At 68.8% G+C, this 21,720-nt stretch carries 16 protein-coding genes and 1 pseudogene; 6 read left to right on the forward strand and 11 right to left on the reverse strand.

Features of this window, described 5'->3' with window-relative positions; genetic code table 11:
- From QZ853_RS06435 to QZ853_RS06455, 5 genes and pseudogenes are all read right to left on the reverse strand, one after another.
- On the reverse strand, positions 1-312 hold the full coding sequence (locus tag QZ853_RS06435) for an STAS domain-containing protein (protein ID WP_295571449.1): 312 nt from the start codon (positions 310-312) through the stop codon (positions 1-3).
- Positions 302-964, reverse strand: a complete 663-nt coding sequence (locus QZ853_RS06440) for an ABC transporter substrate-binding protein (protein ID WP_295571450.1) — start codon at positions 962-964, stop codon at positions 302-304. The genes QZ853_RS06435 and QZ853_RS06440 overlap by 11 nt, the downstream gene beginning before the upstream one ends.
- A gap of 56 nt (positions 965-1,020) precedes the next feature.
- Positions 1,021-1,485, reverse strand: a pseudogene (gene mlaD / locus QZ853_RS06445) (outer membrane lipid asymmetry maintenance protein MlaD); the annotation flags it as partial.
- A 59-nt stretch (positions 1,486-1,544) separates the two neighbouring features.
- Positions 1,545-2,294: an MlaE family lipid ABC transporter permease subunit gene (locus tag QZ853_RS06450; RefSeq protein ID WP_005414955.1), complete on the reverse strand. Its 750-nt coding sequence runs from the start codon at positions 2,292-2,294 to the stop codon at positions 1,545-1,547.
- Positions 2,294-3,082 (reverse strand): ATP-binding cassette domain-containing protein, encoded by a 789-nt coding sequence (locus QZ853_RS06455; RefSeq protein WP_295571452.1) that lies wholly within the window; start codon positions 3,080-3,082, stop codon positions 2,294-2,296. Before QZ853_RS06455 ends, QZ853_RS06450 begins: the two co-directional genes overlap by 1 nt.
- Positions 3,083-3,271: 189 nt before the next feature.
- Between QZ853_RS06455 and recC the strand changes: the two genes are divergently transcribed.
- Genes recC through recD form a run of 3 tightly spaced genes read left to right on the forward strand, consistent with a single transcriptional unit; the run spans position 3,272 to position 12,173 of the window.
- Positions 3,272-6,619, forward strand: coding sequence for an exodeoxyribonuclease V subunit gamma (gene recC / locus QZ853_RS06460; protein ID WP_295571454.1), 3,348 nt, complete (start codon positions 3,272-3,274; stop codon positions 6,617-6,619).
- Positions 6,616-10,296 carry an exodeoxyribonuclease V subunit beta gene (gene recB / locus QZ853_RS06465; RefSeq protein WP_295571456.1) on the forward strand — a complete coding sequence of 1,227 codons (3,681 nt, stop codon included), beginning with the start codon at positions 6,616-6,618 and terminating at the stop codon, positions 10,294-10,296. Before recC ends, recB begins: the two co-directional genes overlap by 4 nt.
- A complete protein-coding gene (gene recD, locus QZ853_RS06470; protein ID WP_295571457.1) occupies positions 10,293-12,173 on the forward strand; it encodes an exodeoxyribonuclease V subunit alpha in 1,881 nt (626 codons plus the stop codon). Before recB ends, recD begins: the two co-directional genes overlap by 4 nt.
- 635 nt (positions 12,174-12,808) lie before the next feature.
- Here the strand turns inward: recD and QZ853_RS06475 are convergent.
- The 6 genes from QZ853_RS06475 to QZ853_RS06500 all read right to left on the reverse strand — a co-directional run bounded on the left by QZ853_RS06475 (position 12,809) and on the right by QZ853_RS06500 (position 18,488).
- On the reverse strand, positions 12,809-13,207 hold the full coding sequence (locus tag QZ853_RS06475) for a hypothetical protein (protein ID WP_134965983.1): 399 nt from the start codon (positions 13,205-13,207) through the stop codon (positions 12,809-12,811).
- Positions 13,208-13,301: 94 nt separating this feature from the next.
- Entirely contained in the window at positions 13,302-15,341 is a 2,040-nt protein-coding gene (locus QZ853_RS06480; protein ID WP_295571458.1) for an FUSC family protein, read from the reverse strand.
- Between the two features lie 3 nt (positions 15,342-15,344).
- Positions 15,345-16,805, reverse strand: a complete 1,461-nt coding sequence (locus QZ853_RS06485; protein ID WP_295571459.1) for an efflux transporter outer membrane subunit — start codon at positions 16,803-16,805, stop codon at positions 15,345-15,347.
- A complete protein-coding gene (locus QZ853_RS06490) occupies positions 16,802-17,719 on the reverse strand; it encodes an HlyD family secretion protein (protein WP_295571460.1) in 918 nt (305 codons plus the stop codon). Before QZ853_RS06490 ends, QZ853_RS06485 begins: the two co-directional genes overlap by 4 nt.
- The gene (locus QZ853_RS06495; protein WP_005411696.1) at positions 17,716-17,925 is read right to left on the reverse strand and encodes a DUF1656 domain-containing protein; all 210 of its coding nucleotides are present in this window, start codon (positions 17,923-17,925) and stop codon (positions 17,716-17,718) included. Before QZ853_RS06495 ends, QZ853_RS06490 begins: the two co-directional genes overlap by 4 nt.
- 107 nt (positions 17,926-18,032) lie before the next feature.
- The gene (locus tag QZ853_RS06500) at positions 18,033-18,488 is read right to left on the reverse strand and encodes a MarR family transcriptional regulator (protein WP_295571462.1); all 456 of its coding nucleotides are present in this window, start codon (positions 18,486-18,488) and stop codon (positions 18,033-18,035) included.
- Between the two features lie 344 nt (positions 18,489-18,832).
- Between QZ853_RS06500 and folE the strand changes: the two genes are divergently transcribed.
- The 3 genes from folE to QZ853_RS06515 all read left to right on the forward strand — a co-directional run bounded on the left by folE (position 18,833) and on the right by QZ853_RS06515 (position 21,714).
- Positions 18,833-19,444 (forward strand): GTP cyclohydrolase I FolE, encoded by a 612-nt coding sequence (gene folE, locus QZ853_RS06505; protein WP_295571463.1) that lies wholly within the window; start codon positions 18,833-18,835, stop codon positions 19,442-19,444.
- Positions 19,445-19,556: 112 nt separating this feature from the next.
- Positions 19,557-21,026: a DUF3375 domain-containing protein gene (locus QZ853_RS06510; protein ID WP_295566369.1), complete on the forward strand. Its 1,470-nt coding sequence runs from the start codon at positions 19,557-19,559 to the stop codon at positions 21,024-21,026.
- A complete protein-coding gene (locus QZ853_RS06515) occupies positions 21,013-21,714 on the forward strand; it encodes a DUF4194 domain-containing protein (RefSeq protein ID WP_295571464.1) in 702 nt (233 codons plus the stop codon). The genes QZ853_RS06510 and QZ853_RS06515 overlap by 14 nt, the downstream gene beginning before the upstream one ends.
- The last annotated feature ends 6 nt before the right edge of the window (positions 21,715-21,720 follow it).

Below are 21,720 nucleotides of genomic sequence, written 5' to 3' on the forward strand. Positions count from 1 at the left end.
TCAGCTCGCAGCAGAAGTAGCGTTGAAATCCAGGTCGGGCGACAGCCGGTAGGCCGCGCTCAGCTCGTTGAGTCCGGCGGGGGCGCCGGAGATCGCCAGCGGATGGCCGGCCGTGCGTGCACGTGCAGCCAGCTCGGCCAGCAGGGCCAGGCCGGCGCTGTCCACACGCTCCACTTCGCCCAGCTCCAGCCGCGCCAGCTGCGCCGGCAGGGCCTGCAGCTGCGGCCACAGCGCGATCACCGCGGCACGGTCGAGCACCCCGCGCAGGCGCAGGGTGTCGCCTTCCAGCAGGGCCAGTGCGTTACTTGCCATTGCCTGCGGGCCCAGCCTGCATGCTGCCGCTGTGCAGCTCGGTGGCCACCTGCTTGATGCCCTTCTGGCGCAGCGGGGTATCGAACTGGTTGCGGAAGGTCTGCACGTAGGAGATGCCTTCGATGTTGACGTCGAAGATCTTCCACTGGCCATTCACGTTGCGCATCCAGTACTCGACCGGGGTCGGCTCGTTGCCGGCACGCACCAGTTCGGTGCTCACGCGCACGCCGCGGTTGCCCGGCAGCGGGCTTTCACCCTTCAGGCGGAAGCTTGGCTTGCCCTGGATGTTGAGCAGGGTCGAGCCATAGCGCTGCATCAGGCTGTCGGCCATGGCATCGGCGAACAGCTTGATGTCGGCGTCCGACGCGCCGCGGGCGTGCGGGCCCAGCACCAGGCGCGCGGCATAGTCGCGGTCGAAGGTGCGGGTCAGTTCGCTGTCGATGTAGCTGCGCAGGCTGGCCGGGTTGCTGGTGAACTCGCTCTTGCGCTGCTGCAGGGTAGTCAGGATGCGGCTGCTGGCGTCGATCACCACCTTGCCGGCCTGGCCCTGGGTCGCGGCTGCGGCTGGGGCGGCGGCCTGGGCTTGGGCCAGGAACGGGGTGGTCGCCAGCAGCGCCGAGGCGAGCAGGGCCGGGATCAGTTTCATCTTCATGGTTGCGGTTCCGTTGCAGGCGCCTGGGCGCCATCGTTGGGCTTCTGAGCAGCGCCGCCACCGGCGCCGCCACTGAACATGTACTTGCCGACCAGCTGGATCAGGTCCACCGCCGGCTGGGTGAAGACAATCTCGTCGCCGGCCTTTAGCACGTCCGGATCACCACCCGGCTGCAGTCCGATATAGCTCTCGCCGAGCAAACCACTGGTGAAGATGCCGGCCGAGGTGTCTGCCGGCAGGTCCTTGACCTTGCTGTCCATGCGCAGGGTCACGATGGATTCGAACTTCACCGGATCCAGGTCGATCGAGGCGACCTGGCCGACGGTGACACCGCCGATCTTCACCGGGGCCTGCTTGCGCAGCTGGCCGACCTGGGAGAAGCGTGCTTTCAGCTCGTAGCCGTCGCTGCCCCAGCTCCAGCGCTGGTTGGTCGAGGCCACGGCCAGCACCATCAGCGAGGCCAGGGCCAGCAGCAGGAAAGCGCCGACGGAGAATTCGAGTCTGGGACCGCGGATGGCCATGTGGATTACCTGATCGAGTCGTGGTGGCCGCGCGCGCCTGCGCACCGCCGGTGGAGGGGTTAGGTGAACAACATTGCCGACAGCACGAAGTTGAACATCAGTACCAGCAGCGAGGCGTTGACCACCGCACGGGTGGTCGCCACCGAGGTGCCCTCGATGGTCGGCTCGGCGTGGAAACCAACGTAGGCGGCAACCAGCGCGGCGGTGCCGCCGAAGATCGCCGACTTCAGCATCGCCACGCCGAAGTCATCCCAGAAATCGACGCTGTTGCGCAGCGCCGACCAGAACACGCCATTGTCCAGGCCCAGCACGTGCACGGCCTCGAAGTAGCTGGCGCTGATCGCCAGCGAGCAGAAGATGCCGGTCAGCAGCGGCACGGTCAGCACCGCTGCCCAGAAGCGCGGCGCCACGGCCTTGGCCACCGGGTCGATCGCCATCAGCTCCAGCGCCTTGATCTGGTCGGTGGCGCGCATCAGGCCCAGCTCGGCGGCAATCGAACTGCCGGCGCGGCCGATGAACAGCAGCGCGGTTAGCACCGGCGCCAGCTCGCGGTACAGCGACAGACCGAGCAGCGTCGACAGCGCGTCGGCCGCGCCGAAGGTGGTCAACGTGCGGTAGCCCTGCAGGGTCAGCACCAGGCCGACGAAGGCGCCACCGACGGCGATGATCGGCAGTGAGCGCGCGCCGATCTTGTAGATCTCGCGGGTCAGTTCGGCCAGGAAATCACGGGTCGGCAGCGAACCGCGCAGCACGGTCAGCGAGAACAGGCCGGCGCGGCCCAGCGAACGGGTGGCTTGAACGAACGGCATCAGGCAACCCTCGCACGCGGCGCGGCATCGAACGGGATGGGGCCATCGGGCTGGCCATGCAGGAACTGCCGCAGCAGCGGATCCTGGCTGGACTGCAGCGCCTCGGGGGTGCCCTGGAACACGATGCCGCCATTGGCGATGGCGATCACCTGGTCGCAGATCGGCAGGGTCTCGTGCACGTGATGGCTGACGATGATGCTGGTCAGGCCCAGGCTGTGGTTGAGGCGCTGGATCAGGCTCATGATCACCCCCGAGGCGATCGGGTCCAGCCCGGTCAGCGGCTCGTCGTAGATCATCAGCGGCGGGTCCAGCGCCAGCGCACGGGCCAGCGCCACGCGGCGCGCCATGCCGCCGGACAGCTCACGCGGCCACGCATCGGCGGCGGCCAGCAGGCCCACCGCATGCAGCTTCATCTCCACCAGCCGGCGCAGCACGGCCCTCGGCAGGCGCGTATGCGTGCGCAGCGGCAGCGCGACGTTCTCGGCCACGGTGAGGTCGGTCAGCAGGCCATTGCCCTGCAGCAGCACGCCCACGCTCTTGCGCATTTCCAGCAGCGCGCTGCTGTCGTGCGGGATGGGCTTGCCGAACAGGGTGACGTCGCCGGCGACCGGGCGCAGTTCGCCGGTCAGCGCGGCCAGCAGGGTCGACTTGCCGCTGCCGGACGGGCCGAGCACAGCGGTGATGCTGCCCTGCGGGACCTGCAGCGACACATCGCGCAGGATCGTGCGCCCGCTCCGGTCGATGCGGACGTTGGACAACTGCACCAGACTGGAGGTGGAAGCCGACATGGGCACCATTAACGTTTTTTAGACATCGAAGGATCGGGCCAGCCGGCTGAACATAAGCAGACTGGACGGTCCAGTATTGTTGCACGACAAGGCTTGGCGCAGGCCGGGACAATCGATTAGGAGCCCGGAACAATCCGTACCGGTGGTGCGCGCACCATTGAATACTGCCTGTCGTCCTGCACACTGTGCATGATGAGTGACCCAGGCAGCGACTTCCGCCTCTACCATTCCAACTCCCTGGACGTGCTGGCCGCGCTGCTGGCGCGCAACGTGCGCGCCCCTGTAGCGGGCCAACCGTTGTTGGCGCCGGAGGTGGTGCTGATCCCGCAGGTAGCGATGCGCCGTTGGCTGCAAGCGACACTGGCGGCCGAATTCGGTGTCGCAGCCAACCTGGAATTCCTCACCCCCGGCGAGTTCGTGGCCCGCGCGCTGAAGGCCAATGTCAGCGGCGAGCAGGACGACCTGGATGCCGCCGGCCTGCACTGGAGGCTGTATCAGGCACTGCGCGACCCGGCATTGCTGGCGCAGCCGCCGATGCGTGCGCTGCAGTCCTACCTTGCCGGCGCCGATGCACTGAAGCCTTGGGCGCTGGCCGGTGAACTCGCTGCGGTGTTCGAGAAGTACCAGGCCTGGCGCCGCGACTGGCTGCTGCGCTGGGCGGCCGGTGCCGACCCGGCGGATCCGCAGGCGATCCTGTGGCGCACCATCACCCACGGCCACGACTACCGCGCCCGTCGCATCCAGGAATACCTTGACCGCTTCGAAGGCGCCGGCCAGCCGCTGCCGCAAGGCTTGCCGCTGCGAATGTCCGCGTTCGCCACGCTCAACATCTCGCCCGACGTGCTGCGGGTGATGGCGACCCAGGCGCGGGTCGGCGAACTGCATTTCTATATGCCCACGCCCGTGCAGTCGTACTGGGGCGACCTGCAGACCCTGGCCGAGCGGCTGCGCAGCGGCGCGCCGGACCCGTTCGGCGAGGCCGCCGGCGAGAACCGCCTGCTGGAGGCCTGGGGCGCGGCCGGGCGCGATTTCATGGCGGTGCTGGGCAGCTACGAGATAGTGCACCCGGCCGGCGAGATCGCCGCCTATTCCGATCCGGAAGAGGACACCCGGCCGAGCCTGGACCACGGTGGCCTGTCCGACAGCCTGCTGCATCGCCTGCAGCGCGACCTGTTCCACCGCCGCGCGCTGCCCTCGGGCGATCGCCGCGATGGGCTGCGCAGCGACGACCCAAGCCTGCAGGTGCACGCCTGCCACACCCGCCTGCGCGAGCTGCAGGTGCTGCACGACCAGCTGCGCAGCCTGCTGCAGGACCCACGTTTCGACCCGCCGTTGCAGGCACGCGAGATTGCGGTGCTGGCGCCGGACATCGACCCCTACGTGCCGTACCTGGAAGCGGTGTTCGGTGGCCGCGGCGGTGACGACGAACACATTCCCTACGCGCTGGCCGACAGCAGCCCACTGGCCGGCGAGCCGCTGGCCGACGTGTTCGTGCATCTGCTGGGCCTGCCGGTCTCACGCTTTGGCTTGAACGAAGTGCTGGATCTGCTGGCCAGCGCGCCGCTGGCCGAGGCGGCCGGGCTGGAAGCGGCGGACTTCGACCGCCTGCACGGCTGGCTGCAGCAGGCCGGTGCGCGCTGGGGACTGGATGCCAGGCATCGCGACCAGCATCAGGCGCCGGCCGACGATGCCTACACCTGGCAGTTCGCGCTGGACCGTCTGGTGCTCGGCCATGCCAGCGGCAGCGAGGCCGATCTGGCCGGCGTGGCGCCGTGGATCGAACTGGAAGGCGGCGCGCTGGACGCGCTGGACCGGCTGCTGCGCCTGCTGCGGGTGCTGGCCATCTACCAGCGCCGCCTGGGCGAACTGCTGACCCCGGCGCAGTGGCGACAGCGCCTGCTGTCGCTGCTGGATGCACTGCTGCCGACCGCGCCCAGCTCACCCAACAGCCAGCGCGCGCTGGAGCGGCTGCGCAAGCTGCTCAACCAGTTTGCCGACGATGCCGCCAAGGCCGGTTTCGAAGACGGCGTGCCGCCGGAGGTGGTGCGTTCGCACTTTGCCGGCGCGCTGGGCGAGGCCGATACGCGCGCACCGCTGCTGACCGGTGGCATCAGCTTCGGCCGCATGGTGCCGATGCGCCTGCTGCCGTTCCGGGTGATCTGCGTGCTGGGCCTGAATGATGGGGATTTCCCGCGCCGGGACCCGGCCGCCGGCCTCAACCAGCTCACTGCGGAACTGGATACGCCGCGTCGCCGCCCCGGTGACCGCTCCACCCGCGAAGACGACCGCTTCCTGTTCCTGCAGCTCTTCGCGGCGGCGCAGGAGGTGTTCTATCTCAGCTATCTCGGTGCCGATCCGCGCGACGGCAGCGTACGCGAGCCGTCGGTGCTGGTCAGCGAACTGATCGACGCCGCCGCCGCGTATCACGTCGATCCGGCTGCAGCCACCCGCGATTTCACCGTGCGTCATGCGTTGCAGCCGTTCTCGCCGGCCGCGTTCGGCGACGGCGACCCGCGCCGTTTCAGCTATCGCCACCAATGGCATCCGGCGGCGGGCCGCTTGACCGGCCAGCGTGGCGGCCTGCAGCCCTGGTTCGACGCCCCGTTGCCGCCACCGCGGGAAGACACGGTGGAAGACGAGGTCGCGCTCGATGCCCTGCGCCGTTTCCTGTGCGACCCGGCCGGGCAGTTCCTGGCGCAGTCGCTCGGACTGCGCCTGGCCGATGAGGTCGAAGAGGTGGATGACCTGGAGCCGCTGGTGCTGTCTTCGCGCGGTCCGGAAAAGCGCAGCGTGCAGGCCGCGGTGGTGCGGGCCACGCTCACTGGCGACACCGAGCCGCTGTATCCAAGGCTGCGCGCGCGCGGCCTGCTGCCCTCCGGTGCGTTGGGCGAGCGCCAGTTCGAGGTGGAGCAGCTGAAGACCCGACCGTATGCCAACGCCCTGTTGGGCTGGATGCAGGGCCAACCGCTGGAAAGCCGCCGCTATGAGGTGGACATCGATGGCGTGCGCCTGCACGGGCGGATCGCCGACCGCCATCCCGACGGCCTGGTGCGGCTGCGCGCCGGCACGCTCAACGGCAATGCGGTGATCCGCCAGGGCCTGGACTGGCTGTTGGCCAATGCCGCCGGTGATGCTTTGCCGCTGGTGCAGTTCCACGACGGTGGCGATGCCGGGCCGGGCCCCCATGTGCAGCCGGCATTGAGCGTGACGGCAGCACGCGCGGCGTTGCGTGCGTTGCTGCAGCTGCGCACGCGCGGCCTGCGCGAACCGCTGCGCTTTGCGCCGTATACCGGCTGGGTGCTGTACAGCACCGCGGGCGAGAAACAACGCAGCGAAGGCTGGAAGCAATGGCATGGCAGCGATCGCAGCTGGGGTGAATCCAGCAGCGATGCCTGGCAGCTGCTGCTGCGCGGTGCCGATCCGTTCGCCACCGATGCCAGCTATGCCGATCTGCTGCGCAACAGCCAAGTGGTCTTCAGTGCGGTACGCGAAGGCCGCACCCTTGGCACGGATGCACGCCAGGAGGGCAGCGAATGAACAACGTCATCGCGGACAACGACATCGGCCGCTCCGGTGGTGATCCTTACCTGGCGCTGCCGCTGGATGGCATCCGCCTGATCGAGGCCAGCGCCGGTACCGGCAAGACCTTCACCCTGGCCACGCTGTTCACCCGCCTGGTGGTGGAGCAGGGCCTGCGCATCGGCCAGATCCTGGCGGTGACCTTCACCGATGCCGCCACCCAGGAACTGCGCAAGCGCATCCGCGAGCGCTTGGCGCTGGCGGCGCGGCTGGTCGATCTGGAACCGGCCGAGGGCGAAGCGCCGGACGTGCGCCTCACCCGCGAGGTTCTGCAGCGTCATCTGCAGGGAGGCAGCGAAAGCGCGCCGGCACTGAAGCGTCGCCTGCAGGTTGCCGCCGATGAGATCGACCTCGCTTCGATCTTCACCATCCACGGTTTCTGCACCCGCGTGCTGCGCGAGCATGCGCTGGAGAGTGGCCATACCTTCGACCCGCCGGAACTGCTGGCCAGCGACCGCGAGCTGCTGGAGGAACTGGCGGCGGATCTGTGGCGCGTGCATGCCAATAACCCGGTCACGGTGGAGCCGCTGACCTGGCTGTGGTCCACCCCGGACGCACTGGCCGCCGATCTGCGCGTGCTGCTGGCTGCGCCGCCCTTGCACCCGTTGCCGCAGCCGGTGGCGCTGGCCGATCCGCATGTGGCCCTGCAGGACGCGGCGGAAGCGCTGTCGGCACGCGTGCGCGAACACGGCGAGCAGTTCTTCATCGACCTCTGCGATGCGGTCGACAACAAGTGGATCAACGGCGTGTCCTACAAGCTGGGCTGGTTGCATCCGCTGCGCCGGCAGCTGCTGGCCTGGGCCGAGCGCGCCGACCCGCGCGAACTGCTGATCAGCGAACGCCTGCCGGCGCTGTTGCCAGAGGCGCTGGCAGCCAAGACCAACAAGAAGTTCGCCGAGCGCACGCCGTCATCGCCGCTGCAGGCAGCGCTGGCCCGCTACGTCGCGCTGCTGGCCGAGCGTGAAACCTGGCTGCGCGCCACCGCGCTGAACTTCCTGCATACGCTGCGCGACGAAGCCACGCAGCGCCTGCAGGCACTGAAGCGCACGCGCCGGGTGCAGACCTACGATGACCTGATCGATGGCGTAGCCCAGGCCCTGGAAGGCCCGCAGCGGCTGGCGCTGGTCAGGCAGCTGCGCGCGCAGTACTGCATCGCGCTGGTCGATGAGTTCCAGGACACCGACGACCGCCAGTGGGGCATCTTCCACACCGTGTTCGGCGATTCGCCGGAGGTGCGCGAACTCGGGTTGGCGCCGGCGCTGTTCCTGATCGGTGACCCCAAGCAGGCGATCTACGGTTTCCGCGGTGGCGACGTCCACACCTACCTGAAGGCCAAGCAGGTGGCGCAGCAAGCGCCGGTGCTGGAGCAGAACTTCCGCTCGCGACCGGCTGTGCTGCGTGCGCTGCAGGCGCTGTACGACAACGGTGGCGAAGACGCCTTCCTCGAGCGCGACATCCAGTTCGAGCCGGTGCGTCCTGGTGGCGTGCGCAGCGATGCGGATTACCTGCGCGACGGCCATGCCGCCAAGGCACTCACCCTGCGCGTGCTGCGCAGTGGTGGTGACAAGGCGATGAGCGCCGATGCCTCGCGCGAGGCGGCGACCCAGGCCTGCGTGGCCGCGATTCACCAGATTCTGGTCGAGGCGCGTGCGGGCAATGCCGTATTGCGTGGGCGCCCGGTTCAACCCGGTGACATCGCGGTGCTGGTGCGCTCGCATCGTGAGGCCACGCTGGTGCAACGGGCGCTGGCCGCGGTCGGCATTCCCGCGGTGGCAGCGGGCAAGCAGAGCCTGTTCGCCACTGCTGAGGCGCGTGATCTGCGTGCGCTGCTGTTGGCCCTGCTGCAACCGGCCGACGAAGGTCGCCTGCGTGCAGTGCTGGCCACGGTACTGCTCGGCCAGCGGGCCAGTGCGATCGCCGCGATGGAGCGTGAGGGCGACCTGCAACGCGGTTTCCAGGCGCAGCTGCTGCACTGGCGCGAGCGCTGGCAGCGCGGTGGACCGTTCGCGGTGATCGCCGATGTCTGTGCCGCACAGGGCGAACGCCTGCTGGCGCTGATCGACGGCGAGCGCCGCCTCACCAATTACCTGCAGCTGGGTGAACTGCTGCAGGAAGCCTCCGCGCAGGCGCTGGGCATGCACGGGCTGCTGGACTGGTTGCAGGGGCAGATGGCCAGCGCCGACCAGGATGACGAGCAGCAGCTGCTGCGCCTGGAATCGGACGCGCGCCGTGTGCAGATCATCACCCTGCACAAGAGCAAGGGCCTGGAGTATCCGCTGGTGTTCCTGCCCTTCGTCGGCATCGACGGCGGCGCACCGAACACCGCCTCGCATTGCACCGTGCATTCTGGTGGCCAGCGCCAGCTGCACTGGAAGCTGGGCAAGGACGAGGCTTGGGAAGCGGCCAGCACGCAGCGTGAGCGCGAGCAGCGGGCCGAGGATGCGCGCCTGCTCTATGTGGGACTGACCCGTGCCGAGCATGCGCTGTGGATCGCCGTGGGTGATCTGGCCGGGCTCGGCAGGACGCGTCTGGCGCCGCTGCTGGACGACCTGCAGGCGCTGCGCGCGCACGCCGATGTGCACGTTGATGACAGTGAGACACCGGCCGCGCTGCCGCAGCTGGCCGCGGAAGTGGAAGGTGACCTACCGGCGGTGCGTGCACTGACCCGGCGCGTGCCGCACGACTGGTGGGTGTACAGCTTCACCCAGCTGGCCCACGCAGACGCCGGTGCCGGCAACGATATCGAAGCGGCCGCCACCGAGCTGCCGGCACCGGCCGCCGACGAACCGGCCGGCCCGGAGCTGCCACTGGAACCGGCGCTGCCCGAACCCGCCGCGATCGTGGAAGACAGCGCGCCGATCGACCCGCGTTTCATGGGTAGTCGCTTCGGCAACGTGCTGCATGAGGCGATGGAGAACGTCGACTTTGCTGCATGGGCTGACTGGCAGCCGGGTCTGGAAGCGCCCGAGGGACAGGGCGAGGTGCTGCGCAAGGCGCTGCACGACGAAGGCTATGCCGACGTCGATCTGGACGACGGCGTGGCCGTGCTGGTGCCGCTGGTTGGCCACACGCTGACCGTACCGCTGCCCGAAGGCGGCGCGCTGCACAGCCTGGGCGAAGGCGAGCGCCGCGCGGAAATCGACTTCCATTTCGCCATCGAACCAACCACGGTGCCGGCTCTGCTGCAGGTGCTGCATGCGCACGGCGTTTCCAGTGGTCGTCGAGGCTTCGGCCAGCGCCGCCGGCTGGAAGGGCTGATGACTGGCATGATCGACCTGACCTACGTGCGCGACGGGCGCTGGTACGTGCTCGACTACAAGTCCAACCGCTTGCCCGGCTACAGCCCGGAGCTGCTGGCCATCGCCATGCGGCACAGCGAATACGACCTGCAGGCGCTGATCTACACCGTGGCCCTGCACCGCTGGCTGCGCTTCCGCCTGGGCGCGGCCTACGATTATGAGCGCGACATGGGCGGCATCCGCTACCTGTTCTGCCGCGGACTGGATGGCGCTGGCAACGGTGTGCATGCGGATCGCTTCCCGCTGGCATTGGTGGACGCACTGGATGCACTGTTCGCCGGTGGCGAGCAGGCCCAGGTCGAACTCGCCGCGCGTGCGCGTGGAGCCAGCGCATGAACCTGCTGAAGGAACTGCACCAGAAGGGTCTGCTGCGTACCCTCGACCATGCACTGGCCACCAGCCTGCAGCGGCTACGCGACGACACGCCCGAGAGCGTGGCGCTGGCGGCGGCACTGGCCTCGCTGGCGGTGGCGCAAGGCCACGCCGGCTTTGATCCGGCACAGCCGCAGCGCCTGCTGGAGGGCGTGCCGGAATGGCCCGATGCACAGGCCTGGCTGGTACAGCTGCGCGCATCGCCATGGGTGGCCACGCCGGAGCAGGCCGAGATGATCGCCGAGGATGCGCCGCTGGTACTGGAAAACGGCCTGCTGTACCTGCGCCGCTATCGCGAGTACGAACGCCAGCTGGCGGCCGGGCTGCAGCGCATCGGCCGGCATCCGCTACCGGCGCCGGACATGGTCGCCCTGGCACCGCTGTTCGCGCGCCTGTTCCCGCAGGCGATCGACCACGAAGATCACCAGGCACGTGCCGCCGGCGTAACCCTGCGCCATCCGCTGGCGCTGGTCACCGGCGGTCCCGGTACCGGCAAGACCACCACCATCGCGCGCCTGCTGCTGTTGCTGGCGGCGCAGGCCCGGCAGGCCGGCCAACCGTTGCCCGAGGTGGCGCTGGCCGCGCCTACCGGGCGCGCCGCCGAACGCATGGCCGAGAGCCTGCGGCGGGCCGTGCAGCGCTTGCAGGAAGACGGTGTGGACCCGGCGCTGTGCGCGGCACTGCCCAGTACCGGCACCACCCTGCATCGCCTGCTCGGCGTGATCCCGGATTCACCGCGCTTCCGTCACCACGCCGACAATCCGCTGCCGGTGGATGTGGTGGTGGTCGACGAAGCCTCGATGATCGATCTGCCGATGATGGCCAAGCTGGTCGAGGCGATTGCCAGCGGCACCCGGTTGATCTTGCTCGGCGATCCCGATCAGTTGCCGTCGGTCGAAGCCGGTGACGTGCTCAGTGCGATCCTGCGCGCCAGCGGCGATGGGATCGGCACCCGCGCCGACGACGCGCAGGCACTGCATGGCCTGCTGGCGCCGGCCACGCTGCAACCCCAGGCCGCACCACGCGCCTTCGCCGGCCGCCGCGTGCAGCTGCAACGTGGTTACCGGCAAAGTGATGCGCTGGACCTGGCGCCACTGGCGCATGCCGTGCGCGAAGGCGACAGCAGCACCGCATTGCAGCTGCTGCGCGGTGGGTCGCTGGCGGGCGTGCACTTCCACGAAGGCGAGGCCGATCCATTGCGCGGCCAGCGTGAGCATCTGCTCGGCCATTGGCGCGCGCTGGCCGAGGCGGCTGATCCAGTGCTTGCCCTGCAGCAGGCCGGCCGCCTGCGCGTGCTGACCGCACTGCGCGAGGGCCCGCAGGGTGCACGCGGCCTCAACAGCCGTATTGAACAACTACTGGCCGGCAACACCCCGGGCTACTTCCAGGGCCGCCTGCTGCTGGTCACCGAGAACAGCTATCGGCACCGCCTGTTCAACGGCGATATCGGCATCTGCCTGCGTGACAGCAGCGGCGCGATGGTGGCCTGGTTCCCCGGCGATACCGTCGAGCAGCCGCGCGCCTTCCACCCGGCCGCGCTGCCCGCGCACGAAAGCGCGTTCGCGATGACCGTGCACAAGGCGCAGGGCTCGGAGTTCGATGAAGTATGGCTGCAGCTGCCACGCCAGGACAGCCGCGTGCTGTCACGCGAGCTGGTCTACACCGGCCTGACCCGCGCCCGCCAGGTGCTGCATGTGGCCGGCAGCGCCGACGTGCTGCAGGCCGCATTGAAGCGGCATGCCAGCCGCCTCGGTGGTCTGGCCTGGCGGCTGGGTGCAGAAGAGGTGGCCGAAGCACCGGCACCCATCGAGCAACCCACGGTGCAGGGCCAGTTGTTCTGAACCGGGATCGGATCCCCGTCGCCCGGATGTCGTATCTGCCCTTGCCACCCGGGGATGTCTATAGCGCCTCGTTTGCGGTTGTGCCGCATATGGTTGATGCGCTTGCGCAGCGGTCAGCGCTCCTGATGTTCGACTTCGCTGGGCTGCCGATCACAATCGAGGCCGAGCGAAGGGACGCTGACATCGAGCGCCCCCGAATTTCTGGAGCCGCACTACTCGGCGTCGCTTCAGCGCCTCGCGCGCTTTGCTGACAGCGCTTGCCCTGGCCCATGAGAACACCGGTGTCGCGCGGATGCTTGGGCAGATAACCGCTTGCGAGGCGGATGAAGTGATCGATCTACTCCTGAGTCGATAGCCAGAAGCAGTCGAGCATGGCGCGACTCTACAAAAGAGTACTTCGATCATTTCCACGCTCATCCGGCATGAGCGTGGATCTACTGCAGATCGCGGAACACTGTCGAAGGCGGGGGAGGCCGGTTGCGGGGGCGTGAGCGCCATGGATGGCGCGACCGAGCCTCCATGGACGGATTTACGGCGCCCCCCGCAACCGCACCCACCCTGCCATCCCATGGAAAGCCCGCTTTTGACGTTGACGCTGCCTCGGCGGGTGCAGGGCGCAGCCCTGCCGCCCCCCGTCATTCCGCGATCAGCACCAGCCCATCCGGGAACACGATCGCGGCTTCATCGGCACTCACATCGAAGAAGCCCACGCCGTGCTTCTCGGCCAGGTCCTGCACCCGCCCGTGCGCGCGCTCAGCCACCGAATATGCGAACGCACCGTAGATCACCTGCTGCCCGATGCTGTACTCGGTTACCTCGGCACGGTCGTCATCGTCGTTGCTCAACGGCCCGTTCAACGGCGGGAATTCCTGCGCCATCTCCGCGAACCACGCCTGCAGCGCCGGGCTGCTGACCGCCGGGTCGTCGTACTCGTGGCGCTCGTTCCACTGCGTCTGCTTCTCGAACCAGGCGATGAAGGCCGCCGCCTCGCGTGGGGCCGCGCTGGCCTCGAACACCATCATGTCGTAACTCATTGAACCGTCCTGTGGGGATCGCGAGTGGCCGCCGGGCATGGCACGGCGCTACCGAACCACGATGGTAGCGCCGGGCCGCGCCTGGCGGATCGCATTACACGGACGGCGGCTCGGCGCCTACCCATCCCGGCGCCAACGCCTTCGCCTCCGGGAACAGCGCGAAGCGCAGGCCGATCAGGCCCATCAGCGCCTCGTCGCGGGCCTTGCAGGCGCCCACGCTGCCGACCCGGCCCAGCGAGGTATCCAGCCGTTCGCGCAGCGCCTCGGCCGCCACCATCGGCTTGCGTGCGGCGATCTGCCGCCGGTAGTGCGCCGCGATTTCCTCCAGGATGTGCTCGACCGCCTCGCGGCTGCGCTCGGGCAGTTCCAGCCGGGCGCGGCGCAGCTGCAGGATGTTCAGGCCGATGCGTGCCTCGTTGAGCATGTCCACCGAGGCGATGTCGCTGCCTTCCGGCGTCGCCGCCAGGCGCGGTGCGAGCAGGCCCAGCAGGTCCAGCATGCGTGCGGCGAAGCGCTGGCGGTCCTGCTGGCCACGGCCTTCGGCCGCTTCGGCCAGCGTGGTCCAGCCCTGGCGTACCAATCGGCGCGCGGTCCACTCGGCACCCACCGAACGGAACAGGCGAGTCATCACCACCGCGAAACCAATGCCGATGAACATCGCGATCGACGAGTTGAGGAAGGTCTGGATGTTGGCGCTGTAGGTGTTCTGCAGGCTCAGCAGCGCAGCCAGGTTCACTGTCAGCGGCAGTGCGAACAGCGCGCTCTTGGGGTGGTGCAGCAGCAGCCCCAGCGGCAGGAACGCCACCGCCAGCACCAGTGCCAGCAGGCCGAAGTCATGCACGGCCGGGAACACACCGAACAGGTACACGCCGGCCACCAGCGAAGCGACGATGGCCCAGACCAGGAACGAGACCATGCTTGGTGCCGGATCGTCCTGCGCGGCGAAGAACGCGGCGGTCACCGCGGCCATCATCGCGCCGTTGCCGCCGCCTTCCCATCCCAACGCGATCCACAGCACGCAGTAGCTCATCAGCGCCACGCCGGCGCTGAGCGCGGAGAACAGCGCCATGCCGTAGTCGACGTGCTTGTCGGCGGTCACGCGTTCGGTACGGATGCGGTAGTGCGCGCGGTCCAGCGGCGCGGTGCCGTGGTCGATCGCGTGCTGCAGGGTGCGGCAGTCCTGCCACAGGTCCACCAGCTCCTCCAGGCGCAGCAGCAGGCTGGCCAGCTGCAGGTGCTGCAGGTCGCGGTCCACCTGCGGCTTCAGCGCGCTGATGCGCGCGCGCAGGCGGGCATACTCGCTGGCGTTGGTGGGCCCGTCCAGCCAGTCGTGGATGTCGTCGATCAGCTCCGGCAGGCCCTCCGGCAGGGGCTGGCCATCGCTGCGCAGCGCACTCAGGCGGTCGGCGATCGAGGACAGCACCGGCAACAGCAGCAGCATGCGCTCGCGCAGCCGCTCCATCGACACCGCGGACCCGGCGTGGCGTGGATCATCGCGGCGCAGGAACTCGATCAGCGCCTCGAACTGCACCAGGTCGGCGGCCAGCCGGTTGCGCGGCGCATGCGCACGGCCGCGTTCCAGAATCTGCCGGCACCACTGCGCGGCGTCTTCCATCCAGTTGCCGATGCGTGCGCGCAGCATCGGTCGCACCGAGGCCGGGAACAGCAGCGAGGCGAACAGCACCGCCACCACCGTGCCGAGGATGATCTCCTCGCTGCGCGCCACCACCGTGTCGAAGATGGTTTCCGGCGACGTCACCGCCGGGAAGCCGATGAAGGCGGTGGTGTAGCCGGCCAGCAGGAACGCGTAACCGCGCGGGCCGCGGTTGAGCAGCGCCATGAACAGGCAACCGGCCAGCCAGATCGACATTGCAGCGCTCAGCACCAGCGGCGTTTCCACCAGTGCCGGCAGCACCAGCAGGGTGGCCAGCCCGGCGACCAGCGTGCCGACGATGCGATAGACGCCCTTGGCACGGGTTGGGCCCAGCAGCGGCTGGCTGACGATGTACACCGTGCCCATCGCCCAGTACGGGCGCGACAGGTTGCCGGCCATGGCGATGTACAGGGCGGCCACCGCGGCCAGGTAGGTCTTGATCGAAAACAGCCAGGCCTGGCGGTCGGTCAGCGCGCTCATGGCTTACTTCGCGGCAGTGGTGACGTTGGTCGCGGCGGCACTGGCCTGCCAGCCGCCACCCAGCACCAGGAACAGATGGATCTGGTCGCGTGAGACCTGCGCTTCGGCGGCGGCCAGGGTAGCGTCGCTGGTAGCCAGGCTGCGGTCGGCATCCAGGCTGGACAGGTATGGCGTGCGGCCGCCCTGGTAGAGCCGGCGGTTCTGCTCGGCGGCCAGCGCGGCCTGCTCCTGTGCGGTGCGCAGCGACTGCAGGCGGCGCAGGTCCTGCGCATAGCGGTCCAGCGCGGTCTGGGTCTCGCGCAACGCCTGCAGCACGGTGTGGTCGAACTCGGCCAGCGCGGCATCGGCGCCGGCTTCTGCAGCGTGGATGCGCGCATGCGTTCCCGACGACGGCAGCGTCCACGAAATCAGCGGGCCGATCGACCACTGCTGGGTCATCGGCGTGCCGAAGTCTTCCAGCAGGCCGGCGGCACCTACCGAGGCACCGAGGCGGATGTCCGGATACAGCTCGGCGGTGGCCACGCCAATCCGCGCTGTCGCCGAGGCCAGCTTGCGTTCGGCCTGCCGCACATCTGGACGGCGCTGCAGCAGGGCACGGCCATCACCCACCGGCAGCGGCTGCGCGAGGCCGGGTGCGTGCGCGCAGTCGATCACGCCGGCCGGCAGCTGGCCCGGGGTCTGGCCCAGCAGCGCGGCCAGCGAATAGGCCGCGGCCGAACGCTGCGCGCGCAGCGGCGGCAATGCGGCTTCCAGCAGGGCCACCTGCGCGTTGGCGCGGGCCAGTTCCGGCGGCGTGCCGCGACCGGCTGCGATCAGGCGTTCGGTAACGGTGCGGCTGCGCTGCTGCAGCTGCAGCGAGTGCTCGGCCACGTGCAGTTCGTGGTTGGCGTGGCAGATCTCCAGGTAGCTGTCGGCCACCTGCGCGACCACGCTGACCTGGGCCAGATCGCGTGCCGCCGCCACCGACTGCTCGTCGGCACGCGCCGCTTCTGCACCGCGCTTGAGCTTGCCGAACAGGTCGAACTGATAGCTGACCGCGAACTTGCCGTCGGCCAGGTTGATCACCGGCAGCTCGTGCTCCTGCAGGAACGACTCGGCCGACAGCTGTGCGCGGCTGACACCGGCCTCGGCCTCGTACTCGAAGCCACCGGCGTCCAGCGCCTGCTCGTACACGGCGGCGGCGCGGCGCAGGTGCGCATCGGCGGCCTTCAGTTCCACGTTGTCACGCAGTGCCTGGGTGATCAGCCCGTCCAGCACCGGGTCGTTGTACAGCGACCACCAGCGGTCGGGCAGTGCCTGGTTGGCGGCGACCTGCGGGTTCTGCGTATCGATGAAGGCGGCATTGGCTTCGGGGCGCTTGAACGCCGAGCCTTCCGGCAAGGCATAGTCGGGGCCGACGGTTCTGCACGCGGCCAGGCTGGCCAGCGCGGCAATCAGGCCGAGACGGGGCAGGGCAGCGTTCACAGGCCCGCCTGTGTCGGCGTGGTGCCGGCCTTGTCTGCGCGCTTCGTGCTGCGGGTCTGCACGGTCACCGTGGCGGTACGGCCGGCGATCAGCTCCACACCCTTGGGAACTTCGTCGATGGCGATGCGCACCGGAATGCGCTGCGCCAGCCGCACCCAGTCGAAGGCCGGGGTCACGTTCGGCAGCAGGGTGCTGCCGTTGCTGCGGTAGCGGTCTTCGATGCCGGCGGCGATGCTTTCGACATGGCCACGCAGCGGGGCAGACTCGCCCATCAGGCGGATGTCCACGCGCTGCCCCGGGGCCACGCCGCGCAGGCGGGTCTCCTCGAAGTAGCCATCGATGCGGAACGAACCGGTATCCAGCAGCGCCAGCACCGGCTTGCCGGCCACCACGTAGTCGCCCACGCGCATCGTGCGGTCGTTGACCCGGCCGTCGACCGGCGCGCGCACCTCGGTGCGGCCCAGGTTGAGCTCGGCCAGGTCCACTGCGGCCTGTGCCGTGGCCAGCGCGGCCTGTGCGGCCTGCAGCTTGGCGCGGCGCACTTCGGCGTCCTCGGCGGCAACCAGGTCCTGCAGGCTGCGGTCGCGGCCGATCTCGCGGCGCAGCTGTGCCACCGAGGCCTGGCGCTCGGCCAGGCTGGCCTTGGCCTGCTCCAGCGCGATGCGGTAACGGGCGCGGTCGACCACGAACAGCAGGTCGCCCTTCTTCACCGCCTGGTTGTCGGCCACGTTCACCGTTTCCACCAGGCCCGAAACATCCGGCGCCACCTGCACTACGTCGGCGCCGACATGGGCGTCGCGGGTCCACGGCTCATCCATGTAATAGACCCACAGCTGGCGCAGCACCAGCAGGGCGATGATCACGGCTGCGCTGGTCAGCAGTATGGGAAGGGTCTTCTTCACGATCTTGTTCACGATTGCATCCAACGCAGGAGGTGGAACAGCAGGCCAAGCACGATCCCGTACAGCGCCAGGTTGAACAGTGGCGGGTGCCATATATGGCGATAGGCACCGGCACGCTGCAGCAGCGCGTGCAGGCCGCTGTTGACCAGGTAGGCCAGCAACATCAACCCGAGCAGGGTCGGGACGAACACTCCGTGGAGACTGAATTCACCGGGCATCGGAAGGGGCGGGGGCGAGGTGGGGAGGGGAGGGACAACGAAACAACGGCAACGGGCAAAAGCCGCTGGCGTGTGCACGGCAGCGGCGGTGTTCGGGGGCAACGCGCTTACGTGATGCGGTCGGCAGCCTCGGCCAGCAGGCGCCATGCTTTCAGCACGGCGTGCAGTTCATCCATGGAAAGCTCGCCGAACACGTCCTGGCGCAGGCCGATCAACTGGTCTTCCAGCTCGCTGACCAGCGCGTGTCCTGCGTCGGTCAGCCACAGCAGGTTGGCGCGGCGGTCGCTGGCGTCGCTCTCGCGGCGGACCAGTTCGCAGGCGCACAGCTTGTCCAGCAGGCGGACCAGGGACGGCCCCTCCATGCCCAGCTGCTGGGCCAGCGCCACCTGGCGGATGCCGCCGCCGGAGCGACCGATCATCAGCAGGGGCATGGTGCAGGCGGTGGAGATGCCGTAGCTGCCGAGCCGGCTGTCGGCAAGGCGCTGCCACTGCCGCCCTGCGTACAGCAGGCCGGAGCTGAGCTGCATCTGCAGCACGGTGCGCTCGTCGAGGGGTCGATCCATAAGAGATAGATAGGATACTACTAATTTCATTCCTATCAATAATTTTTGCTGAATGGGTGGGTGTGTTGAGGAAAGCGTTGCGCCTGCTGGCTATCGGTTGGGGCGGCGGAAGGCCGGACGGGGCAGGGCACGCCGCAAGTACGTCCATGTAAGCTCGATCGGCGCATCCATGCGCCGACCGAGCCCCTATGGATGGGTTTACGGCGTGTCCTGCCCTGCCGCCCTTCCCCATCCAAGCCGATATCAACCAAGGTGCCGCCAGACCCCCGATGAACCGTCCCAACAGGACGACCCACCCCCCGGTCGGGTACGATGCTCGCCCCCCGTTCGGGACGCTGTACGCAATGAGCAAGAACAACGATAAGGCCGCCCCGCAGGGCGACGTGACCCAGGACCAGGCCGAGGATGCGGTGCGCACCCTGCTGCGCTGGGCCGGTGAGGACCCGTCCCGTGAAGGCCTGCTGGATACCCCCCGCCGTGTCGCCGAAGCCTATGGCGACTGGTTCAGCGGTTACCGCGACGACCCGCGTGCCTACATGGAGCGCACCTTCGAGGAAGTGGCCGGCTACGACGAACTGATCGTCCTGCGCGACATCGAGTACGAAAGCCACTGCGAGCACCACATGGCGCCGATCATCGGCCGCGTGCACGTTGGCTACCTGCCGGCCGGCAAGGTGGTGGGCATCAGCAAGCTGGCCCGTGTCGTCGAAGCCTACGCCCGCCGTTTCCAGGTGCAGGAGAAGATGACCGCGCAGATCGCCCAGTGCATCCAGGACGTGCTGCAGCCGATCGGCGTCGGCGTGGTCGTCGAAGGCGCCCACGAGTGCATGACCACCCGCGGCATCCATAAGCGCGGCGTCAGCATGGTCACCTCCAAGATGCTGGGCAGCTTCCGCGACGATGCGCGCACCCGCGCGGAGTTCCTGCGCTTCATCGAAGTGGGCGGCAAGCGCTGAGCCGCTTGCCCGCATCGCGCCGGCCACTGCAGGCCGGCATGCCTACGGCTGCCCACGCGGCAGCCGTGCATGGCGGCTCGTCCCTGTCAGCCCTACAGACTTCTTTCGCTGCATGAAGCACCGCGAACGCATTGCCCGTTACCGCCACCTGCGCGAACAGCCCCAGTGGAAGCTGCTTGCCGCCGACCATGCCCCGGAAATCATTGGCCTGTTGCAGGGCCTGCTGATGGATGGCGAGCGCACGCTGCCGTCCTCGGTGCTGAACGAGCGACTGCAGCGCGCGCTGGACCAGCTGGCCGGCGATGAGCTCTCGCGCGAGCTGCCGCGTACCGCCCAGGCCTACATCGCCCACTGGCTGGCCCAGGGCTGGCTGGAACGCCGTTTGCCCGAAGGCGCCGACCAGGAGCAGTACGAGCTGTCCACCGCCGCACTGCAGGCGATCCGCTTCGCGGATGGCCTCGAGCAGGCCCGCGTGGCCGCCACCGAAAGCCGCCTGGCGCTGGTCATTGAGCAGCTCTCGGCGCTGGCTGCGCAGACCGAAGCCGATCCCGATGCGCGCCTGTCCGCGCTGCACGATGAGCGCGACCGCATCGATGCCGAAATCGCCCGGGTCGGCACTGGCCGCGTGGTTGCGCTGGACGGCAAGCGCGCGCTGGAACGCACCCGCCAGATCATCGGCCTGGCCGACGAGCTGACCGAGGACTTCCGCCGTGTTCGCGATGACTTCGAGCAGCTCAACCGCGAGTTCCGCGAACGCATCATCGACGACGAGGGCGAGCGCGGCGATGTGTTGTCGCAGCTGTTCGAAGGTGTGGATGTCATCGGTGAAAGTGACGCCGGCCGCAGTTTCCAGGCCTTCTGGCGCCTGCTCAACGACGCCGAACAGAGTGCCCAGCTCGATGCCGCGCTGGAAGCCGTGCTGGCGCGCGGCTTCGCGCGCCGCCTGGACCGCAATGAACGCAACTTCCTGCGCAGCTTCACCAGCACCATGCTCGAGCGCGGTGGCCAGGTGCACGATGTGCTGCAGAACTTCGCGCGCAGCCTGCGCGGCTTCGTGCAGAGCCGTGGCTACCTGGAACAGCGCCGCCTCAACCAGCTGCTGAAGCAGGCGCAGTCCGAAGCGCTGGCACTGCGTGACGAATTCCCCGCACAGCGCGGCATCGGCCGCGACCTGCAGCTGACCACCAGCCGCCTGCGCTCATGGTCGCAGTGGAAGCTGCATGATCCGCGCAGCGCCCAGGTCGACGGCAACGTCGAGTACAACGACGCTGCTGCGATCAGCCTGGAGAGCGTCGGCGACCTGGTCGCTTCGTCCGAAATCGACTTCCGTACGCTGCGCCAGGACCTGCACGACCTGCTCGACGCACAGCCGCGGCTCAGCATCGCCCAGGCCCTGTCGCAGCGCGAAGCGCCGCAGGGCCTGGGCAGCGTCATTGGCTACCTGTCGCTGGGCACGCGCTTCGGCAATGTGGTCGCCGGCGAGCAGGAGCTTGCGCAATGGCGTGGCGGCGACGGCCAGATCCGTCGCGCCCGCATCCCGCTGGTTTGGTTCACCCAGGAGAGACGCCATGAGCTGGCATGAAGATCCCATCGACGCATCGCAGGCCGACGTGGCGGAAGACGCCTACGAGGCCGAGCCGGTGGCGGCTGTGGCGCAGGCCCGCCGTGGCAACGACGTGTACTACCTCGGCGATACCGGGCGCCTGCCGCTGGATGCGCGCCGCGCGCTGTGCCAGCTGCTGATCGGCCCCAGCATCGACCAGCTGCGCCACGCCAGGCTGTGGCCGGCGCTGATCCGCAGCGAAGCGGCGATCCGCTCGGCGCTGGCAGACCTGTTCCTGGAACTGGTGCTCGATCGTGACAGTGGCGTGGCGTTCACCCGCCAGGCCGATACCGAAGACGTCGACGCGCCGGTGCTGCTGCGCACCTCGCCGCTCACCTTCATCGACTCGGTACTGCTGCTGTACCTGCGCCAGCAGCTGGCCGAAGCCGATGCACGCGGCAACCGCGCGGTGGTCGCCGATGCCGAGATGGCCGAAGCGCTGGCCATCTACGAAAAGAACCTGTCCACCGACCGCGCCGGTTTCAATCGCCGCGTCGCCTCGGCGGTGCAGAAGATGAAGGACAACCACATCCTGACCCGCCTCAGCGGCCAGGAAGACCGCCACGAAGTCTCGCCGGCGCTGAAGCTGCTGTTCTCCGCCGAAGACGTGTCCCAGCTCTCGGCGGTCTACCGCCAGCTGCGTGAAACCCCGGCCGCCGAGGCCTGAGAGACC

It is taken from the genome of uncultured Stenotrophomonas sp. (genome assembly GCF_913778665.1).
Taxonomy (GTDB): Bacteria; Pseudomonadota; Gammaproteobacteria; order Xanthomonadales; family Xanthomonadaceae; genus Stenotrophomonas.

Coding starts and splice junctions, on each gene's coding strand:
- QZ853_RS06435 (WP_295571449.1), bottom strand. CDS start 312: ATGGCAAGTAACGCACTGGCCCTGCTGGAAGGCGACACCCTGCGCCTG.
- QZ853_RS06440 (WP_295571450.1), bottom strand. CDS start 964: ATGAAGATGAAACTGATCCCGGCCCTGCTCGCCTCGGCGCTGCTGGCG.
- QZ853_RS06450 (WP_005414955.1), bottom strand. CDS start 2,294: ATGCCGTTCGTTCAAGCCACCCGTTCGCTGGGCCGCGCCGGCCTGTTC.
- QZ853_RS06455 (WP_295571452.1), bottom strand. CDS start 3,082: ATGTCGGCTTCCACCTCCAGTCTGGTGCAGTTGTCCAACGTCCGCATC.
- recC (WP_295571454.1), top strand. CDS start 3,272: ATGATGAGTGACCCAGGCAGCGACTTCCGCCTCTACCATTCCAACTCC.
- recB (WP_295571456.1), top strand. CDS start 6,616: ATGAACAACGTCATCGCGGACAACGACATCGGCCGCTCCGGTGGTGAT.
- recD (WP_295571457.1), top strand. CDS start 10,293: ATGAACCTGCTGAAGGAACTGCACCAGAAGGGTCTGCTGCGTACCCTC.
- QZ853_RS06475 (WP_134965983.1), bottom strand. CDS start 13,207: ATGAGTTACGACATGATGGTGTTCGAGGCCAGCGCGGCCCCACGCGAG.
- QZ853_RS06480 (WP_295571458.1), bottom strand. CDS start 15,341: ATGAGCGCGCTGACCGACCGCCAGGCCTGGCTGTTTTCGATCAAGACC.
- QZ853_RS06495 (WP_005411696.1), bottom strand. CDS start 17,925: ATGCCCGGTGAATTCAGTCTCCACGGAGTGTTCGTCCCGACCCTGCTC.
- QZ853_RS06500 (WP_295571462.1), bottom strand. CDS start 18,488: ATGGATCGACCCCTCGACGAGCGCACCGTGCTGCAGATGCAGCTCAGC.
- folE (WP_295571463.1), top strand. CDS start 18,833: ATGAGCAAGAACAACGATAAGGCCGCCCCGCAGGGCGACGTGACCCAG.
- QZ853_RS06510 (WP_295566369.1), top strand. CDS start 19,557: ATGAAGCACCGCGAACGCATTGCCCGTTACCGCCACCTGCGCGAACAG.
- QZ853_RS06515 (WP_295571464.1), top strand. CDS start 21,013: ATGAGCTGGCATGAAGATCCCATCGACGCATCGCAGGCCGACGTGGCG.